This is a genomic window from Atlanticothrix silvestris CENA357, from assembly GCF_016056295.1.
Lineage (GTDB): Bacteria > Cyanobacteriota > Cyanobacteriia > Cyanobacteriales > Nostocaceae > Atlanticothrix > Atlanticothrix silvestris.
Map to the genome: position 1 here is coordinate 19,971 of NZ_JAECZB010000102.1, position 15,720 is coordinate 35,690.

The window sequence follows — 15,720 nt, forward strand, 5'->3', positions numbered from 1 at the left end:
AATGCAAAAGACCAGAAATATGGTTTATCATGCCTTAAAAGAAATTAGCCATCCAAGGGGAGTCACCTGCAAATATTTGTGTAGCTGCTACTAGCGCTGTTTCCGTAGCTTCCAGTTTGCCTGTTAACTGTAAATGGTAGGGGGTAAACAAACTTGTGTACAAAGGTGCTAAGTGTCTAATGTTTAACTGCAACTCACCTTTGCCACCTCTTGTAACTTCACCTTGTCCATTAGCGACAGACAAAACAAATTTACCATTGTTGCCAGTCAATAAGTCATCTTGAACTGACAAATGTAGTTCAGATTGCACTCTTGGTGGATAACCGCGCATCTCTAGGGCTTTGCAGACATTAATCACGCGCAACATCCAGCGCTCGTGACTGCGGATTTTAGCAGTTTGTTCTGGTAGCAGCAACGTTAAATGATCAGTTACCGAACTCTTCCATTGCACTTGTTTGATTTGGGAGCGATGATTGGCTAGAAAAGACCAAAAAGTTTGTGCAGCAGCATTTGTAAGAATTACCCAATCTTTCACTCGTAGAATTGTGTTATCTTCTGTGGAATGTTGGCTAAAGATGATGTAGCCTTGGGGTTGTTCTGGGGAACCTATAAAGTAGCCATAAACAGTTTCTTGACCATTCGGTCGGATTAATCCTTTCCAAATTGCTTGATTGCGATCTAAATATCCATGAGTAATTTTGGCCTGCTGTTGATATAGGTCATGAAAGACTTCATGATTGAGTGGAATTACAGGTTGTATTGGTAGCAGTTGTTCTCGTATCTGAATACTCTCAGTGGGAACTTCCCAAATACAAAAGTTACCACCTTGTTCATACCCGGCTTTGCGATATAAGCGCTGAGTTGCTGGATAGAGTACAGAAATAGGTACTTCCTGGGTATGAAGTTCCTTCAGGGTATGCTGCATCAGTGCGATCGCAACTCCATCTCCACGATATTCTGGAGCAATGCCTACTCCCGCAATTCCAATCATTGGTACACGCTGTCCACCCCACCACTGACCCATCGGTAAAGTTGCCAGTCCACCTACAATTTGTTGATTTTGATGAATAATGCGAAAGTTTTCTAAGCCAATGCGGTTCAAGAAAATTTCGCTGTCACCAGATGACATCACATAACACTGCTCTAGGATATACCCTAGTTGCTGAACATCTTCTGTATGGGTAAGAGTCGTGTATTTAAATTGAGGGAGCATGGGGCATGGGGCATGGGGCATGGGGCATGAGATGAAGTCTTACTTCACTGGTCTTTTGCCTTTCATGCTGAGGCTGAGATAAAATTTCAATTTTGTGAGTCTTCTAATATTTCCAATAACTGGGTTTCATTTAACTGATTAATTCCTAAAGTCTGCGCTTTTTCCAACTTAGAACCTGCATCTTCTCCTACCACTACATAATCGGTTTTTTTGCTGACTGAATCAGTTACTTTACCACCAGCTTTCTGAATTAATGCCTTAGCCTCATCTCGTTTTAAGGTTGGCAATGTACCTGTAATTACAAAAGTCTTACCCGCAAACTTTTGATTACCATTATTAACTGTTGTTTCTTCAGTAGCAACAAATTGTAACCCTGTTACTTGCAAGCGCTGAACTAAAGTTTGATTCGCATTAATGCGAAACCATTGGTATACAGACTGAGCAATTTCTGCACCAATACCATAAATACCTGCAATATCTGATTGTTTTGCTGTCGCCAATTGGTCTACTGTGGGATACTTCTGGGTCAATAGTTGGGCATTTACACTACCAACATGACGGATGCCTAAACCATACAACACTCTTGACCAGGGCTGGTTTTTCGATTGAGCGATCGCATCTATTAATTTCTCTGCTGACTTTTTCCCCATCCTTTCCAAATTACATAATTTCTCTACTGTCAAGTCATACAAATCAGCGACAGAATGCACTAAGCTTTTCTCAACAAGTTGATGTACCAGCTTTTCGCCTACGCCTTTAATATCCAAAGCATCACGGCTTACCCAATGTTCAATTTCTCCTTTGAGAATAGCTGGACAAGAAGCATTAACACAGCGAGTTACTGCTTCATCTAACTCCCGCACCACTGGTTGACTACAGACTGGGCAATGGGTAGGCATCACAAAGGGTTGAGTATCAGGGGGACGCAGTTCTATTAATACCCTGGTTACTTCTGGGATAATTTCCCCAGCTTTGCGGACGATTACAGTATCACCAATGCGGATATCTAACTGGGCGACGCGATCGCTATTATGTAAAGTAGCGCGGGAAACTGTTGTTCCTGCTAGTTGCACTGGACGCATTTGGGCTAAAGGTGTCAACGCCCCTGTTCTACCAACATTGACAGCAATATTTTCGACGCGGGTAGGCGCTTCTTCGGCTGGGTATTTTAAGGCCACCGCCCAGCGAGGGAATTTTTGGGTAAATCCTAACTGTTCTTGTAATTTAAAAGAATTTAGCTTCACTACTACCCCATCGGTCATGTAGGGTAGATTCAGCCGTTCCGTATCCCAGTATTGATAATATTCTGCGACTTCAGCTAGTGAAGCACACAGTTTATGGTTTGGGTTGACTCGAAAACCCATTTTTTCTAACAACTCCAACGCTTCCCACTGGGTATTAGCAATACTGGCATCATCTCTACCGGAAATGTGTAGCGTGTAGGCAAAAAAATCTAATCGCCGCTTGGCTACAATGCGTGAATCTAATTGTCTGAGTGTACCGGCTGCGGCATTGCGAGGATTAGCAAACAACTGTTCACCTGCTTTTTGCCTTTCCTCGTTGATTTGTTTAAATACATCCAACGGTAAAAACGCCTCGCCCCGCACTTCTACCTTTTCCAAGTTTTCTAAATCTGTTAAATTCAAGCGCAAAGGAATTGAGCGAATTGTCCGCACATTTTGGGTAATGTCTTCACCCATAACTCCATCACCCCTAGTTGCGCCTCTAACTAGAATGCCATTTTCGTAGGTAAGAGCGATCGCAGAACCATCAATTTTCAATTCAGACACATATTCTACAGCGTCTGTTGTGGGTAGCTGTCGCCGCCAGCGTTGCTCCCAACTTTGCAGTTCATCAATATTAAAGGCATTCTCCAGGCTGTAGAGTGGGATGTTATGCCGTACCGAAGTAAAATGTATTGCTGGTTTCTCACCCACGCGCTGAGTAGGACTATCGAGTCTAACTAATTCTGGATGCTCAATTTCCATCTGTTGCAATTCCCGATACAGGCGATCGTAGACTGTATCTTCCATGATTGGCGTATCTAGAACGTAATATGCATAGCTGGCTTGTTGTAACAACTGGCGTAGTTCTTCTATTTGTTTTACTTCGGACTTAATCTGTGTCATGAGACTTATAAAAATACTTGGTAGTGATTGATACTTTTATAAAAACTAGGCAATTAATTCTATATTATCTGTAAGTCCAAAACAAACTCTGGTAATATATCCTCTCTAGACAAGCTTGTGGGGGAATCTAATATTTCTTTTGGTTGCCCTTGTCGATAAATTTCCACACGGCGAGCTTTTTTATCAATTAGCCAACCCAATTTTACGCCTGCATTCACATATTCTTGCATTTTGGTTTGGGTTTCATTATTGATGAACCAAAGAAATGTATGGGTATCGATTATAAATTTCATTCCATGTACTCACGAAAACCTTCTAGAGGCTCATCAAAATCAGGTGACATAAAAATTAAACCTTGAGCGCTCCCACTCTGGCGACGTTTTTTAGGTTGATTAATACGCAGTATTTTGAAAATAGGTTGATTATTCTGCATGATGATTATTTCATCTTCTTCTAGCGCCGCTTGGAATAAGCTTTCTGGTTGATTTGTTGCTTGAGAAATATCAATTTATGAAGTTATCCATAAGCCTAGCGCAAAGTATAAGTTTGCGATCCGCCTGAAGGCGGTGTTTCTCCATCGCACCTCACAAATTATGTGATGTCGAAACTAGCCATGGTTTTGAGCAAAAGTGGCAACGTAATTTTCCAAAACAAGCAATGCAACTACTAAAAAAGCAAATCTCTAGACAGCAGCATTGCTAATATTAAAAGCAGTTGCTTAACGATCCCAATCTTCAACTTCATATAAAAATCGGGTTTTACCAATCAGTTTACGATTAGCAGAGGTACTTTGGACAAACACAACATACTTTTCTAGGTTACTCGGTTTAATCCGAATCGTGGCATCCATCGGTAGACCTAACATTTCCCGTGCTGCACCTCCGGCAAATAAATCACCAGTTACCCGATCCATTAAAATAATTTCTTTATGAGCTTGGATGGTTTCCGTTTTCGTAAATTCGTAAAAACCTCGCCCAACTTTGAAACTTAAACCATTTTCCAAAACCAGAGCTTTAATAGAAATGTCTTGCTCAACCTCTAAAACCTGAAAACGTCCCGGAGAAACTGCCCGTAAATCAGCCGATTCGTAATAAGATGTTTCTGCTCGGTTCATCATGGTGTTAAATATTTTATTTAGCCCACGGCTCATCCGTCCTTGATCAATTACTTCTTGTTCATAAGCTTGTAACTGTTCATTAGAAGATTGTTGATAACAAACTGCTAAAAATAAATCAGTAATATACGAAAATTGGTCTAAATTAATATGAAAACCGCCAGATTTTTCAGCTAGTTCTTGATAAAAAGGAATCGCATGGGAGCGATTGAGTGCTTGAACTCCATAAACTGTAATTTCTGCCTCGGTTAATTTATCTAACTCTTTGCGCCAATTCAGTTTTTGAGGGTTGTGTGCCGGGGGATGGGGAATATCATCACCAATCAAAACCAGTGATTTTGATGCTGACTTTGACCAAGATAATGATTGGGATTCATGTAACACTAATTCGTAACATTCTGGTGCATCTCCGCCACCAGTAGGTTCTACATTTTGTACAAAATCACAAATAGCATCAACATCACCGGATAGGTTGAAGATTTTGGTGACATAAGTTGAGCCTGCATCACAATAGTCTCCGTGCGCGATAATACCAATACGAATTAAAGGAATCTCATCTATTAGTCTAGTAACAGTATTTTTAATTTTCCGCCGTACCTGGGTAAGGCATGGGTACATACTTCCGGTCGTATCAAAACTAAAAGCAATCTCAATGTTATTACTTGTCATGGGCTTATTTAAATACGATGTCTTTATTTTAACTCCTGAAATGAAAGTAAGCAAATATACATTATTTAATAATTGCTTATATAGCTTTAAATTTTAGTGATGAAACATAAAAAAATCCATTTTTAATGAACATCACGAAGAGTTATATGATTGCTAAAAAACCATAAATATGGATGTAAGCCATACATCCAACTAAAAACAAATGTTCATTGAATTTTTAACTTATAAAATCAAAAATGGCACGCGCTCATGACTAAAACTTTCACAGATAAACTCCCAATTATAATTGCTCATCGAGGCGCTAGTGGCTACCGTCCAGAGCATACTTTGGCTGCTTATGAATTAGCGATCGCTCTCGGCGCTGACTATATTGAACCAGATTTAGTTTCAACCAAAGATGGTGTTTTAATTGCTCGTCACGAAAACGAAATTTCGGAAACCACCAACGTTGCTAACCACATAGAATTTGCTAATCGTAAAACTACTAAACTCATTGACGGAGAACTCAAAGTTGGCTGGTTTACTGAAGACTTTACCCTTGCAGAAATAAAAACTCTACGAGCTAAAGAGCGAATCCCCCAAATCCGACCCCAAAATACTATCTATGATGAATTATTTACAATTCCCACACTGCAAGAAATCGTTGATTTAGCCAAAGCTAAAAGCGCCGAAATTAATCGTGCGATCGGTATTTATCCTGAAACTAAACACCCGACTTACTTTCAATCTATAGGTTTATCACTAGAAGATCCTCTGCTAGCAAATTTAGCAGCCAATAATTATCAAGATGCCAATGCACCTGTTTTTATCCAGTCTTTTGAAGTGAGTAATTTACAATATTTGTCTACCAAAACCGATTTACCTTTGGTGCAGTTGCTCAACGCCACTGGCAAACCTTACGATTTTGTAGCCAGTGGTGATGTTCGCACCTATGCAGATTTAGCCACAGCATTAGGTTTAAGAGAAATTGCCAAATATGCACAAGCAGTTGGCATTCATAAAAATTTGCTTATTCCTAAAGATAGTACAGGGAAGTTGCGATCGCCTACATCTATAGTTAAAAATGCTCATGCAGCTGCTTTGCTATTTCATGTGTGGACTTTTCGTAATGAAGACTGCTTTTTACCACTAGACTTTCAGGGAAATCCTCAAGGTGAATATGAACTGTTTTTCAGTTTAGGCATTGATGGCGTATTTAGTGATTATCCAGATACCGCTAAAACCAAACTCCGTTAAAACCATGACAATTCATTTTTCTCTCTGCGTCTCAGTCACTCTGGGTGAAATCTTCTATGCATTTAACCAACTTTATGGGAATATGTTGATTAAAATTATCAAAATCTTTGTTTGTAGTCAGGATACTATAATTTCTCCGAACAGCTACGGCACAAATAAGAAAATCCGTGTTTGTACCTTTAATACCCTGATGTAAGCAAGTATTATAAAACTCAGCAGCAAGCTCGTAGTCTTTAATATCTAACTCCAGATTAGGAAACCCGCTGAGATAATTTTTTAGTTGATTGTATTGGTTAGGCTGACGAATTCCCGAAAGTATCTCTTGGCGAACAGCACCTAGCAAAACAACTCGACCATCTGTAATTAGTTCTCGAAACAATGCAACATGGTGTGAGTTATTCATCTTTTCATCGCGTCTCAGAGCCAAAGACCAGACGGAGGTATCAACAATAACTTTCATTCTTTCTGGCGCTGTTGTTGATAGTCATAATTATCTTCGTATTCAATTGTACCGAATAGGTCTAAAACTTTTAGTTGCTTTCTACGCTGTACATACTCTCTTAAAGCCTCTTCAATAACGGCACGCTTACTGATATGACCGCCAAGTTCGAGGGCTTCTTGAATTAAATTGTTGACCAACTCTATATTAGTATCCATGTGGATATTGTTGCACAAAACCATGTGCAGATAAAAGAATAATTATAGGCTGGGTAGAACAACAGCGAAACCCAGCAAATAAACTAATCGTTATGGATTTTTACAGGATAATTCGCTTGTAGTAAGCGGCTCCAGCACTAACTCTATGCAAATTAAATACTCATTAGCTGACCTTTGTCAATTTAGGTTACTCTTTCTTTCAATAAGGTCTGCAAGCTACAAAATACAAGACTTCTACGCCCCTAAAATAAAGCTTCATAACTTTTAGATAAGCAAAATTATTGAGAGGTATTAAAATTACCATTTTAATTTGAATTATACGTAATTATGTCAAATGCATAAAGACAATTTTAAGCAATTCTGCACGAGTAAAAGGTTTAGTTAAATATCCAGATGCACCAACTAATCTAGCCTTTACTTTATCAACTATTCCTTTATATCCTGTGACAAAAATAATCGGAGTATGTTTGAACATTGAGTTATTACGTATCACCCGACACAATTCATATCCATCAATTCCTGCCATATTGAGATCCAATAAAATTAAGTCAGGTTTGTGCCTAATTATTGACATCACAGCTTTTAGTGGATCGTCAATGGCGACTACAGTAAAATTTTCGCTTTCTAAAAAACGGCTAATTTCTTGAAGAATTGTAGGACTATCATCTACAGAAACGATTTTATAAGTCTTTTTGGCGGTTACAGTAGCAGCCGTTACTCTTTCAACTGGAGAATTTATGTTATTTGGTATTGGTAATTCCTGAAAATGTTCTTTGAGAGGGGCAGATACTTGTGATAATTCCTCTACAGAGGCTATGTTTTCTACAGGAAGCTCAGCGTGAATTTGGGTGATCTCGCTACTTACCTCTACTACTGCTGTATCAACAAATTCTCTGTTAATTAATGCTGTTATATATCTAGATGATGATGACAATTCTGCCACAGTCTTAGGCAATTTATCAAATGGTGGGTCTGGTTCATGCAAGATAATCCCTCCTTGAAGGATGTAAGGATATAAATTTTTAGCCAGTTGAATTTCATCTTGATTCATAATTACAGCAAGATGACGCAGACTAAAACCCTTCATCCAAGTAGTTAAATTTGGCTGAATGTCTAGAGAAATTTTGCTGTGGAGTTCACTATTAAGTAACAGATATGGACGCTGATAGGGAGAAGAAATTTGGGGAAATAAAGACTGCCAGCGCTGTAATTGCATTTGGCAGCGTTCGATAATTTTTTCTACATCCAGCCTACAAATTTTTAGTACTTTCTGTTGGGAATCGCTTAACTTATAAGTACCTGTTTTGATTAATAAAAATGATTCCATCACTTCTTTAATCAATTCTTGAATGAGCATTGTGGCTTGTGCAGCATCCAGATATCCTTGATTGATCAACCAGTGAATAGCTTGATAATCAGGAGGTTGGTTTTCATGATCACTGTGATCTTCTATGAACTGGCTTTGGGAATCAGTTTCAAATATCAAGCGCAATTGCACACGAGTTTCACTATCCAACTGTGGAATTTGTTGACTGAAGCGACGCAGATGACGTTCTAATCGATCAAAAGGTTCTACTGAATGAGTAGCATAAGTTATTGTCCCCTGCTCTAAATAAATCGTCCAGGTGACTGAGTTGCTAAAGACTTGCAAACAAGCAGTTTCAGAACAATTAGATAGCTGTCGTAACAAACTCTGGGGACGTAGTACTGTAAATGTACCGAAATTCTTCATATTTAGGAGTTTCTGGAAAAATTATCCGAAAGATAAGTATGTCCATGGGACATTTTATTAGTTTTAATATTTCTTTTTAAAAAAAATATTATTATTTGGAGAATATGTACATATATTAAAAGTCTGACTAGTTCGTTACGTTTTTTTGCACAATCTCCTTATGACTAACATTTTTCCTGCAACTTTAAGTTTCAGTTACACAGGTAGAGTTTTCATGCTGACAAAGTTAATTATAATTAGTTTTTTATAGAAAAAATAAACTTCCTACACAGAATCTTTAAAGTTTTCGGTCAGTAAATCTGCGTATTATTTATTATAATTCGTGTTTTGTCTATAATAAATATTAGTAGATTTACTAATGCAAGCAATGTTGATCCCTGGTGAATTACCTTTTACTTAACTAGACCATGATGAAGATTCTCTTAAATCTTGTAAAGAATTTGGTAAGAACAATCTTCTATTTAATAAAGATTGAACTAAATACCATTAAACATCTACCTTTAGTCTCGTAGACTCCGGAAATTAAACTATATACTTTGAACAAAGGAAAATAAAGCTTTGGACTATAACATAACACAAAAAGTTATGCACGATACCTTAAGTCTTGATGAAGTAGTGGAGTTTGCTGAAAACCCAGAACCACGTTGTCCTTGTGTGTTGTTACTAGATACATCTGGTTCCATGCAAGGAGAGGCGATAGAAGCTTTAAATCAAGGCTTGCTGAGTTTGAAGGATGAACTGGTAAGAAATTCCTTAGCAGCCAGGCGGGTAGAAGTGGCGATCGTGACGTTTGATAGTCATGTCAACGTGGTGCAAGACTTCGTGACTGCGGATCAATTCAATCCGCCAATCTTGACAGCGCAGGGATTAACGACTATGGGTTCGGGAATTCATAAAGCGTTGGACATGGTTCAAGAGCGCAAATCTCTGTATCGTGCTAATGGTATTGCTTATTATCGACCTTGGGTATTCATGATTACTGATGGAGAGCCACAAGGTGAACTAGACCAAGTAGTAGAGCAAGCAGCGCAGCGCCTACAAGGAGATGAAACAAATAAACGTGTAGCTTTCTTCTCAGTGGGTGTAGAAAACGCTAATATGGTGCGCTTAAATCAAATAGCTGTGCGTACTCCGCTAAAACTCAAAGGACTTAACTTTATTGAGATGTTTGTTTGGCTCTCAGCTAGTATGTCAGCTGTTTCGCATTCGCAAGTAGACGAACAAGTAGCACTACCGCCGATTGGCTGGGGGACGATCTAATTGCGCTTCCAATCGCAGCTTAATATGCACACAGCTAGCTGATAGAAAACACCTATTCTATGAAAACATCAAAACTGATCACTCATTGGCGGGTAGTCGCCGCATCTATATGTGGTACTAGCCACATCAAAAATAAGCAGCTGTGTCAGGATGCCCACCACTGGCAGCTATTGCCTGGCAATGTGTTAGTGGCGGCGGCTGCGGATGGTGCGGGTTCTGCCAGTCAGGGAAAAGTGGGAGCGATGGTGGCTGTAGAAGCAGCGGTAGAAAGCCTCTCAATCAAAGAAATCACCAGAGACTCCCTTGCCGATGATGAAATTGTCCAAGGGCTGTTAAATGAGGCTTTATTAGCTGCTAAAAAGGCTGTGGAAGATGAAGCCGCAGCCACTAAAAAACAGCCCCAAGATTTAGCAACTACCTTAATTTTAACGATCGCCACACCAGAAATGGCGGCAGCAGTTCAGGTAGGTGATGGTTTGGCAGTGGCAAAAGATCATCAAGGCAACTTACTAGCACTAACCTTGCCTGACAACGGTGAATACATCAACGAAACAACTTTTTTGACTTCACCCGGTGCTTTAGATACAGCCCAGATGAGATTGTGGCGTGAAACAATAGTTAATGTTGCACTCCTCACCGATGGGCTACAAATGTTGGCTTTGAATATGGTTGTTGGGGAACCTCACAAACCGTTCTTTTTTCCTTTATTCGACTTTGTAAAGAATGCTGAGGATAAGACAGCTGCCAAAGAACAATTAGTCAGATTTCTAGGTTCTGAGCGAATTACGCAACGTACTGATGATGATTTAACGCTAATTATCGCTGCCTTCAACAACATATAAGCCAGGATTTTGCAAGTTTGGTATTTTGAATAACCCCCGTTAACCGTGATTCCATCATGCAGGTACTACGTTGTCTTCCCAACCCAGAAATCATCAACCTCAGCGTCAGTTTAGGCCGTGGTGGTGAAGCTTGTATCTATGCTCTGCCATCTGATAGTGAGTTAGTAGCAAAGATATATCACAAGCCCACCGTCGCTCACGCCTACAAACTCCAGGCGATGTTGACTAACCCGCCAGAAAATCCTACGGCTAGCTTAGGGCATATTTCTATTGCTTGGCCTCTTGATTTACTCCGGGCGGCAGATGTCAGTGATGACTTTGCCAGTGGTAGTGGCGATCGCATTATTGGCTTTCTCATGCCGCGGATTCGCGGGATGCGTCCTGTAATCGACTTTTATAACCCCAGAACTCGCCGTCAACATTGTCCTTTATTTAACTATCAATACCTACTCCGCACTGCTCGTAATCTAGCAGCCGCTTTTGCAGCTTTGCACAGTAGTGGATATTGTGTAGGTGATGTGAATGAGTCTAATATCTTGGTCAGTGACACAGCACTTGTTACCTTGGTAGATACAGACTCCTTCCAAGTGCGCGATTTAGACAATAATGTTGTTTACCGTTGCCCAGTGGGGAAACCAGAATTTACCCCGCCGGAACTTCAGAACAAAATCTTCGCTCAACACGATCGCGAAATTGCCCACGACTTATTTGGCTTAGGGGTGCTAATCTTTCAACTTTTAATGGAAGGTACGCACCCATTTTCGGGAATATTTCAAGGTATTCCTGAACCACCCCCTTACGAAGCCAGGATTGCAGCGGGACATTTTACTTACAGTCGTAAGCGGCAAGTTCCTTACCTGCCTACCCCCATTGCCCCAGCTTGGGAAATTCTGCATCCTAAGTTGCAAGAACTGTTTTTGCGTTGTTTTGAAGATGGCCACAGCGACACACAGCTGCGTCCCAGTGCCCAAAATTGGTTGTCGGTATTAGCAGAAGCAGAAGATAGTCTAATCACTTGTACCACCAATCCTCAGCATCGTTATAACAACCACCTGCACGATTGCCCTTGGTGTGAGCGTACTTTACGATTGGGTGGACGTGATCCATTCCCATCGCCTCAAGCGATCGCCAATAGAGAACACCTGCGGCCGCGAAGAATACCAAAAAGGCGCTATGCTAACCAGCCTGCGCGTTTACCACAGCCAGTCATGCCATTGCAACACTGGAATTATTGGCAAACAGCAAATAATGCTAACTATGCTCCTTCTAAGCGTTCTCGCAGAGCAAAGTTTTATCCGGCTATTTTTTGCTTGCTAGGTTTTGGGATGTTGGGCTATTTAGACGTAATGGTTAAATTTACTCGTCCATTTGTTTCCCAAAATGCATACACGCAGCAGACCTTGATGGCTCGTCCTAAAATTAAGACTCCTACTCTCACCTTCGCAGATTATTATAAGCAGGGTCATGCTGCTTATCAAATACGCGACTATGAGCAAGCAGTAGAAAGTTTTAGCCAAGCCATCAAACAGCAGCCGACCAATTCCAAAGCTTTTGTAAATCGAGGTAATTCCCGTTACAACCTCAAAGACTATGAAGGCGCACTTGCAGATTATAACCAAGCCCTGCAAATCAATCCTCAAGAGATCAAAGCTTTTGTGAATCGAGGTAATTCTCGCTACATGCTTGCTGAATATAGCAACGATCCTGATCGAGAATACAAACAAGCGATCGCTGATTTTAATAATGCTCTGCGCCTGAACAATCAAGAAGCAGAAGCCTATATCAGAAGGGGTGTTGTGCGTTCGCAAATGGCTAAATACAGCAGCGAATCTCTGGAAGATTACAAATTAGCAGTTGCTGATTTTACGAAGGCGATTCAACTCAATTCAGCTAAAACCGAAGCTTATTTTCAACGCGGTTCTGTACGCCATCAAATGGCTCAATATAGTAGCGAATACACTCAAGAATACCAAAGAGCGATCGCTGACTTTGACCAAGCATTAATGCTCAATAATAAACTGGCCAAAGTTTATCTCAAACGTGGAATGCTTCGCTATGAACTTGCACAATATGGTGGTAATGAATCAGACCAAAATAGTCGCAAAGCCATCGAAGATTTACAGTTAGCTGCCAAGCTTTCTCTAGAACAAGAAGATACAGACAATTACCAACAAGCACTTAGTAGTATGTGTGTAATGGTAGAAACTAGATGTAGTGCTTTATTCCCCAACTCTAGTATCTGGAACAATACAGGAACTAATTAATGTTCAGTTGTCAGTTGTCAGTTGTTTTTGATTTGGTTTAATACCCCATATTCTTCTTGCTGATCTTAAAACATCTTCAAAACTGGCTTGACTTTACTACTAACAACTGACCACTGACCAAACTCTATCCATAAGGGGATAGAGTTTTTATTTTTTTAGGTAATATTTAGATTGATTTAATTTAGAAAATTTTAGATTGATAGATATTCATAAATCTTTTACACATAAAAGACTTATATTTATCCGTGCTTCATAAAACTACTAATAATTTCCGTTAGATTTATGTACGAAGAAAACTAAATTAAATATCTAGTTTTCGCTAATCCATGTGCATCCTCTTCATCCCGATTAATTCAAAGTAATAATTTACCTGCAAATCTCCGAGGTACTTGCATGAAAGCGGTGATTTTGGCTGGAGGTCTTGGTACACGCCTCAGTGAAGAAACTAGTATCAGACCAAAGCCGATGGTGGAAATTGGCGGTAAGCCAGTTTTATGGCACATAATGAAAATTTATTCTGCCCACGGCATTAATGACTTCATTATCTGTTGCGGTTACAAAGGTTACATTATTAAAGAGTACTTTGCTAATTATTTTTTACACATGTCAGATGTCACATTTGATATGCGGTTTAACCAAATGAATGTGCATTCTGGATATGCCGAACCCTGGCGTGTCACCTTAGTAAATACAGGTGATAATACTATGACAGGTGGGCGTTTAAAGCGTGTCTTGGAGCATGTTGGCAACGACACCTTTTGCTTTACCTACGGTGATGGTGTGAGTGATGTCAACATTACAGAGCTAATCAACTTCCATAAAGAACAAAAGTCTTTAGCAACACTCACAGCAGTTCAACCAGCAGGCAGATTTGGTGCGATTTCTTTAGGAGAAGAACAAACAAAAATCCACAGCTTTCGAGAAAAACCTGAAGGTGATGGAGCTTGGATTAATGGTGGTTATTTTGTCCTAGAACCGGAAGTCATTAATTTAATTGCTGATGACTCCACAATTTGGGAAAAAGAACCATTAGAAAAGCTCGCTGATATGGAGCAGCTAGCCGCATTCAAACATCAAGGTTTCTGGCAACCAATGGATACTTTAAGAGATAAAAATTATTTAGAAGATCTCTGGAAAAACGAACAGGCTCCTTGGAAAGTATGGTAGAAAGAAAGTTATGAATTAAATATTATATTTAATTTATAACTTCTCTTTTCTAACTCCTAACTTTTTTGTAATTTATAAGTTCAATAATACCAATGTTTGATTTTGCTATTGTCGGTGGGGGAATTGTTGGACTATCTACAGGACTAGCTTTGGGTAAACGCTATCCTCATGCACGCATTTTAGTACTTGAAAAAGAAAGCCAATGGGCATTTCACCAAACCGGCAACAATAGCGGAGTAATTCACTCTGGTATTTACTACAAACCAGGGAGTTTTAAAGCTAAATTCTGCCGTGACGGTAGTCGCTCAATGGTAGAGTTTTGCCAAGAACATGGTATTGACCATGAAGTTTGCGGCAAAGTAATTGTGGCAACTGAAGAACAAGAATTACCACGTTTAGAAAACCTTTATAAACGCGGTTTAGAGAATGGTATTAAAGTTCAAAAAATTAGCCCAGAAGCAGTTAAAGAAATTGAGCCTCATGTCAAGTGTGTAGGTGGGATTCGGGTTTTTTCAACTGGCATTGTTAATTACAAGCAAGTTTGTCTCAAATACGCTGAATTAATTCAACAACAAGGAGGAGAATTACGCCTAAATACAAAGGTGCTAAAAATTTCTCCTAGTGGTCAAAATCAGGTATTAGAAACCAACAACGGCAGCTTTGAAACCCGCTTTGTGATCAATTGTGCCGGATTGCATAGCGATCGCATTGCTAAATTAGGTAGGGTAGAACCACAGGCAAAAATCGTTCCCTTCCGCGGAGAATACTACGAACTCACCCCAGAAAAACGCTATTTGGTCAAAACTCTAATTTATCCGGTTCCTAACCCAGATTTTCCTTTTTTGGGTGTCCACTTTACCCGGATGATTGACAACAGCGTTCATGCAGGGCCAAACGCGGTTCTCAGCCTCAAACGCGAAGGTTATAAAAAAACCGACTTTAATTTAGGAGATTTTGCCGAAGTTATCACTTACCCAGGTTTTTGGAAACTAGCTGCAAAGCACGCTGACGAAGGTATTCAAGAAATCATTCGTTCTTTTAGTAAAGCAGCCTTCACCAGAAGCTTGCAAAAACTAATTCCCGAAGTCCAAGCGCAAGATTTAGTACCCACTCATGCGGGAGTTCGCGCTCAAGCTTTAATGAATGATGGCTCTTTGGTAGACGACTTTTTGATCGTTCCCGGCCACAATTCTATCCATGTTTGCAATGCTCCTTCTCCAGCTGCTACCTCTTCTCTAGAAATTGGCACAGCAATTGTTGCTCAAATTCCTCAACAGTCACATCTTGAGACTGTAGTAACTACAATGTGAGTCTGATGGTTGAAAAAACCCCGCTTCCATTCCTCTCCCCTGCAAGGACTACGGTGTACACACATCTCTAAAAATGAGAAGGAATAATACCAATTCGCAATTAAATAACTTAGATATAGCAAAGCTT

13 protein-coding genes and 1 pseudogene are annotated in these 15,720 nt (G+C 39.9%); 6 read left to right on the plus strand and 8 right to left on the minus strand.

Annotated features, from left to right (window positions below; genetic code table 11):
* Window positions 1-34 precede the first annotated feature (34 nt).
* The 5 genes and pseudogenes from I8751_RS26815 to I8751_RS26835 form a co-directional block, all read right to left on the minus strand.
* Window positions 35-1,213, minus strand: a complete 1,179-nt coding sequence (locus I8751_RS26815) for a GNAT family N-acetyltransferase (protein ID WP_214442130.1) — start codon at window positions 1,211-1,213, stop codon at window positions 35-37.
* Between the two features lie 86 nt (window positions 1,214-1,299).
* Window positions 1,300-3,342, minus strand: coding sequence for an NAD-dependent DNA ligase LigA (gene ligA / locus I8751_RS26820; protein WP_214442131.1), 2,043 nt, complete (start codon window positions 3,340-3,342; stop codon window positions 1,300-1,302).
* Window positions 3,343-3,401: 59 nt separating this feature from the next.
* Window positions 3,402-3,587: pseudogene (locus I8751_RS26825) on the minus strand (Uma2 family endonuclease); the annotation flags it as partial.
* Between the two features lie 44 nt (window positions 3,588-3,631).
* On the minus strand, window positions 3,632-3,775 hold the full coding sequence (locus I8751_RS26830; protein WP_214442132.1) for a DUF2281 domain-containing protein: 144 nt from the start codon (window positions 3,773-3,775) through the stop codon (window positions 3,632-3,634).
* 285 nt (window positions 3,776-4,060) lie between these two features.
* Complete coding sequence (locus I8751_RS26835; RefSeq protein WP_214442133.1) at window positions 4,061-5,125, minus strand: vWA domain-containing protein; 1,065 nt, start codon at window positions 5,123-5,125, stop codon at window positions 4,061-4,063.
* Between the two features lie 249 nt (window positions 5,126-5,374).
* Here I8751_RS26835 and I8751_RS26840 point away from each other — a divergent pair, with 249 nt between their 5' ends.
* Window positions 5,375-6,361: a glycerophosphodiester phosphodiesterase gene (locus I8751_RS26840; protein ID WP_214442134.1), complete on the plus strand. Its 987-nt coding sequence runs from the start codon at window positions 5,375-5,377 to the stop codon at window positions 6,359-6,361.
* Between the two features lie 31 nt (window positions 6,362-6,392).
* Here I8751_RS26840 and vapC read toward each other — a convergent pair whose 3' ends face one another.
* The 3 genes from vapC to I8751_RS26855 form a co-directional block, all read right to left on the minus strand.
* Window positions 6,393-6,821, minus strand: coding sequence for a type II toxin-antitoxin system VapC family toxin (vapC, locus tag I8751_RS26845; RefSeq protein WP_214442135.1), 429 nt, complete (start codon window positions 6,819-6,821; stop codon window positions 6,393-6,395).
* A complete protein-coding gene (locus tag I8751_RS26850; RefSeq protein WP_214442136.1) occupies window positions 6,818-7,018 on the minus strand; it encodes a type II toxin-antitoxin system VapB family antitoxin in 201 nt (66 codons plus the stop codon). Before I8751_RS26850 ends, vapC begins: the two co-directional genes overlap by 4 nt.
* Window positions 7,019-7,343: 325 nt before the next feature.
* Complete coding sequence (locus I8751_RS26855; protein WP_214442137.1) at window positions 7,344-8,750, minus strand: response regulator; 1,407 nt, start codon at window positions 8,748-8,750, stop codon at window positions 7,344-7,346.
* Window positions 8,751-9,335: 585 nt separating this feature from the next.
* On the opposite strand from I8751_RS26855, the gene I8751_RS26860 reads away from it, so the two are divergent.
* The 5 genes from I8751_RS26860 to lhgO all read left to right on the plus strand — a co-directional run bounded on the left by I8751_RS26860 (window position 9,336) and on the right by lhgO (window position 15,593).
* Window positions 9,336-10,010 (plus strand): vWA domain-containing protein, encoded by a 675-nt coding sequence (locus I8751_RS26860; protein WP_214442138.1) that lies wholly within the window; start codon window positions 9,336-9,338, stop codon window positions 10,008-10,010.
* Window positions 10,011-10,069: 59 nt separating this feature from the next.
* Complete coding sequence (locus I8751_RS26865) at window positions 10,070-10,852, plus strand: PP2C family serine/threonine-protein phosphatase (RefSeq protein ID WP_214442139.1); 783 nt, start codon at window positions 10,070-10,072, stop codon at window positions 10,850-10,852.
* A 56-nt stretch (window positions 10,853-10,908) separates the two neighbouring features.
* Window positions 10,909-13,116 (plus strand): tetratricopeptide repeat protein, encoded by a 2,208-nt coding sequence (locus I8751_RS26870; protein WP_214442140.1) that lies wholly within the window; start codon window positions 10,909-10,911, stop codon window positions 13,114-13,116.
* A gap of 393 nt (window positions 13,117-13,509) precedes the next feature.
* Entirely contained in the window at window positions 13,510-14,283 is a 774-nt protein-coding gene (gene rfbF, locus I8751_RS26875) for a glucose-1-phosphate cytidylyltransferase (RefSeq protein ID WP_214442141.1), read from the plus strand.
* Between the two features lie 92 nt (window positions 14,284-14,375).
* A complete protein-coding gene (lhgO, locus tag I8751_RS26880) occupies window positions 14,376-15,593 on the plus strand; it encodes an L-2-hydroxyglutarate oxidase (protein WP_214442142.1) in 1,218 nt (405 codons plus the stop codon).
* Window positions 15,594-15,720 lie beyond the last annotated feature (127 nt).

What these genes read in the sequence shown, in the direction of transcription:
- rfbF (WP_214442141.1), top strand. Translation starts at nt 13,510, where the DNA reads ATGAAAGCGGTGATTTTGGCTGGAGGTCTTGGTACACGCCTCAGTGAA.
- I8751_RS26830 (WP_214442132.1), bottom strand. Translation starts at nt 3,775, where the DNA reads ATGCAGAATAATCAACCTATTTTCAAAATACTGCGTATTAATCAACCT.
- I8751_RS26835 (WP_214442133.1), bottom strand. Translation starts at nt 5,125, where the DNA reads ATGACAAGTAATAACATTGAGATTGCTTTTAGTTTTGATACGACCGGA.
- I8751_RS26855 (WP_214442137.1), bottom strand. Translation starts at nt 8,750, where the DNA reads ATGAAGAATTTCGGTACATTTACAGTACTACGTCCCCAGAGTTTGTTA.
- I8751_RS26840 (WP_214442134.1), top strand. Translation starts at nt 5,375, where the DNA reads ATGACTAAAACTTTCACAGATAAACTCCCAATTATAATTGCTCATCGA.
- I8751_RS26865 (WP_214442139.1), top strand. Translation starts at nt 10,070, where the DNA reads ATGAAAACATCAAAACTGATCACTCATTGGCGGGTAGTCGCCGCATCT.
- vapC (WP_214442135.1), bottom strand. Translation starts at nt 6,821, where the DNA reads ATGAAAGTTATTGTTGATACCTCCGTCTGGTCTTTGGCTCTGAGACGC.
- ligA (WP_214442131.1), bottom strand. Translation starts at nt 3,342, where the DNA reads ATGACACAGATTAAGTCCGAAGTAAAACAAATAGAAGAACTACGCCAG.
- lhgO (WP_214442142.1), top strand. Translation starts at nt 14,376, where the DNA reads ATGTTTGATTTTGCTATTGTCGGTGGGGGAATTGTTGGACTATCTACA.
- I8751_RS26870 (WP_214442140.1), top strand. Translation starts at nt 10,909, where the DNA reads ATGCAGGTACTACGTTGTCTTCCCAACCCAGAAATCATCAACCTCAGC.
- I8751_RS26850 (WP_214442136.1), bottom strand. Translation starts at nt 7,018, where the DNA reads ATGGATACTAATATAGAGTTGGTCAACAATTTAATTCAAGAAGCCCTC.
- I8751_RS26815 (WP_214442130.1), bottom strand. Translation starts at nt 1,213, where the DNA reads ATGCTCCCTCAATTTAAATACACGACTCTTACCCATACAGAAGATGTT.
- I8751_RS26860 (WP_214442138.1), top strand. Translation starts at nt 9,336, where the DNA reads ATGCACGATACCTTAAGTCTTGATGAAGTAGTGGAGTTTGCTGAAAAC.